Here is a 3,236-nt window from a genome sequence, read left to right as displayed (position 1 = left end):
AGGGCACGATGGCCCGCGCCTGCGCCGGCAAGGCGCCCAGGGACGTCGGCGAGCAGCTGCACCGGGCCGCGGTCTGGTTCTTCGAGCACGCACAGACGCTCACCGGTTAGGCGCCGGGGGCAGCCCGTCGCGTCGTCCGGCGCGTGGCGCGGCGGCTGTCGTTCACCCAAATCACCGGCACGATCGCCATTCCTGCCATCATCAACCGGTAGAAGCCGATCACGACGACGCGGCCGGAACCGGGCACCGATCCTGGCTAAGCCTGGCTAAGCCGCCACACGCAACAGAGGAGGTATCCGGTGGCCGGATTGACCGAGCGGATCGATTCACTCGTCGACGCCGAATCAGCCCGCCTGGTGGAGGTCTTCAAGGATCTGCACCGGCACGCCGAGCTCGGCTTCGCCGAGACCCGCACCGCGGGCATCCTCGCGCAGGGATTGACCGACTCCGGTTTCACCGTCTCCACCGGGGTCGGCGGCACCGGCGTGGTGGCGATGCTGCGCAACGGGTCCGGCCCGACCGTGCTGTACCGCGCCGACATGGATGCCCTGCCGGTGCAGGAGGCCACCGGCGTCGACTACGCCAGCACGGTCCGCGTCCGGCGCGACGACGGCTCCGAGACGGCGGTGGCGCATGCCTGCGGCCACGACGCGCACGTGGTGTGGCTGCTGGGCATGGCGAACGTGCTGGCCCAGACCACCGACGCCTGGTCGGGCACCGCGCTGCTGGTCGGTCAGCCCGCCGAAGAGCTGATCGCCGGGGCGCAGGCCATGGTCGACGACGGACTCTACGACATCGCGCCGAAGCCGGACGCCTTCCTGGCGATGCACACCGCGCCGATCCCGGTCGGCATGCTGGCCGCGGTCGGCGGCGAACGGTTCGCCGGCACCGACCAGATCGAGATCGTGTTCCGCGGGGTCGGCGGGCACGGGTCGATGCCGCAGCTGGCCAAGGACCCGGTGCTGATGGCCGCCCTGGCCGTCGTGCAGTTCCAGAGCGTCGTCAGCCGCGCCGTCTCGCCGCACGAGACGGCGGTGCTCACGGTCGGTTCGATGCAGGCCGGGACCGCCTTCAACGTCATCCCCGACCAGGCGCGGCTGCGGGTCAACCTGCGCTGGTTCCAGCCGTACGTCCGCGACCTGATGATCGCCCGGATCCGGGAGATCAGCGAGGGGATCGCCCGCAGTTACGGCATGCCCGACGAGCTGCTGCCGGTGATCACGGTCGTCGGCGGGTCCACCCCGCTGGTCAACGACGGGTCGCTGACCGGCCGGGTGGCTGCCGTGCTGGGGCCCGCGTTCGGCGCGGCCAACGTGGTCACCGAGCTGCCGCCGGTGACCGGCTCGGAGGATTGTCACCTGCTCAAGGGGCCGCACCACGACCTGCCGCTGGCGTATCTGCTGGTCGGGGTGGCCGATCCGCAGGTGTTCGCCGCCAGCGCCGCCGCCGGCAAGCTGCTCCCCTACTCGCCGCACGCGCCGGACTACCTGGTGGATCTGGCCGCGATCCCGTTCGGCACCCGGGTCGCCAGCCACGCCATGCTGGACCTGCTCGGCGGCGGCTGAACGGGGGGTCGATCATGGTCAACAGCCGCTATCGTCGCGCCACAGTGGTGTCGGCAATCGCCCTCGGTGCCGCAACGCCTGCAGGCGCACCCTGCCGGCGTCGCGGAGCGACAGTTCGTTCTGCCGATTGGGTGGTGGATCCTGAACCGCGGGGGCCGGGAGTGGCGCGGTGCCAGGCGGCCGGCCGCCTGGTGGTGCCAGAGCCGACGTCGGCACCGACGACAGGGCGGTGGCGGGCACCGACGTCGCACCCGCGACCTACCCGAGTCACTGCCGTCGGCCCGCGCTCATGTCCTTGTTCAGCAGGACCGGTTCCTGCGTTGGCGGCTACACACCGCCGATCGGCTGCTCGCGCTCTCGTTCCGGCAGCGGTTTGTGGGGGATGCCCAGCGTGTCCGGGCAGAGTTCGTGTTGGGCGGCGTCGACCATCACCGGGGTGACCGAGTCTGAGACCTTGCGATCGACGAGGGAGAGGGGATCGCGGTCGTGGTGCAGGCTGTCACAGATCGCGTGCCCGATGGCTTTCGGTGGCGTCTCCACGTCGACGTGGTACTGAACTCCGTGTGCCATCAAATAATCCAGGTAGCTTTGGTCGTCGGCGTGGGCAGCCGCTGACGAGGCGAGCGCGAATACCGCCGTCTCTCACAGCGAACCGCGGATGCCCGGTGTCGCATGAAGCTGCCTCCCCACTGAGAACCTCACTGTGGCCTACCACACCACGGCGGGCGTCGTCCGCAGACAGCCGTGACGACGACTCGGCGTGCGAGCACGACGCGCACGCGCCGGCCGCCGGGGCGGCCAGCGCCAACGCTGCCACCAGGCCGCGGAACACGCTGGTGGTTATCTCCTCGCCGTCAGTAGCTGCCGCAGGTGTTTGACACCCGGAGCACCACGTCGACGTACTGCTGCGTCTCGGGATGGCTCTGCAGCTCCTGGATCATCTGCCGCCGCTGATCCGGCGAAGAGCCGAGGAAGCTCTGCAGGAACGAATCCGCTATCGGGGAGTCGTTGAGCTGCGCCGCCAGGTCCGGCGACTCGGCGGTCAGCGCGGCTACCACCTGTTCGTAGCTGCAGGTGGTGTTGATGACCGGGCTCAGATCGGGATCCGCCGCGACGACGCCGGCGCCGGCGATAGCCGCCAGCACCACGCCGACGATCGTGGTCACCAGTTTGGTCGGCACTGACCGGATCATGTGCGTCACCCTTCGAGGCTTGACAGCGTTCACCCCAGTCTAGCCAGCGCAGACGGTGGTGAGCGCCGCTGAATCCCGGAGTTGTGCCCGGACACCCCGCGAGGGCTACAGCCCGCTGTCCCACATTCCGCACATCCACCAGCCCCCGCGGAGGTCGACCGGCCGGGAGCAGACCATCCCGTAGAGGTCGAAGCCCTCCGGACTGCGGTCGGGGCTGTACAGGAAACCGCCGGCGCCGTCGGGAATCCCGATCCACTGCGGGAAGAAGCGGATGCCTTCCGCGCCGATACCGGACCGTCGACGGTGAGGAACCGCAGGGTGCACGGCAGCATGGCGCCGTAATAGGGCTTGTATCTCTTCCGACTTGGTGGGGGTCTGGTCTGACCGATTCGGATCGTGTCGGTGACTGATTGAGGGCTCGCGCCCTTGTGAACTGGGTGTTCTCACACATCCGGATCGCAGAAAGGCGCGAGCTTTG

3 protein-coding genes and 2 pseudogenes are annotated in these 3,236 nt (G+C 69.4%); 2 read left to right on the top strand and 3 right to left on the bottom strand.

The genetic code is table 11. From position 1 onward, the window contains the following. Together AC2VNT_RS07650 and AC2VNT_RS07645 are read left to right on the top strand one after the other, a co-directional pair. Positions 1 to 110: pseudogene (locus AC2VNT_RS07650) on the top strand (phosphotransferase family protein); the annotation flags it as partial. 189 nt (positions 111 to 299) lie between these two features. Then, complete coding sequence (locus tag AC2VNT_RS07645) at positions 300 to 1,565, top strand: amidohydrolase (protein WP_486946280.1); 1,266 nt, start codon at positions 300 to 302, stop codon at positions 1,563 to 1,565. Between the two features lie 327 nt (positions 1,566 to 1,892). On the opposite strand, the pseudogene AC2VNT_RS07640 reads toward AC2VNT_RS07645, so the two are convergent. The 3 genes and pseudogenes from AC2VNT_RS07640 to AC2VNT_RS07630 form a co-directional block, all read right to left on the bottom strand. Then, positions 1,893 to 2,150, bottom strand: a pseudogene (locus AC2VNT_RS07640) (DUF732 domain-containing protein); the annotation flags it as partial. Positions 2,151 to 2,419: 269 nt separating this feature from the next. Beyond that, the gene (locus tag AC2VNT_RS07635) at positions 2,420 to 2,746 is read right to left on the bottom strand and encodes a hemophore-related protein (protein ID WP_486946279.1); all 327 of its coding nucleotides are present in this window, start codon (positions 2,744 to 2,746) and stop codon (positions 2,420 to 2,422) included. A 117-nt stretch (positions 2,747 to 2,863) separates the two neighbouring features. Next, the gene (locus tag AC2VNT_RS07630) at positions 2,864 to 3,082 is read right to left on the bottom strand and encodes a hypothetical protein (RefSeq protein WP_486946278.1); all 219 of its coding nucleotides are present in this window, start codon (positions 3,080 to 3,082) and stop codon (positions 2,864 to 2,866) included. Positions 3,083 to 3,236 lie beyond the last annotated feature (154 nt).

This window comes from Mycobacterium sp. TH-M15, assembly GCF_057473705.1.
This window is presented reverse-complemented; position numbering and strand designations above follow the sequence as displayed.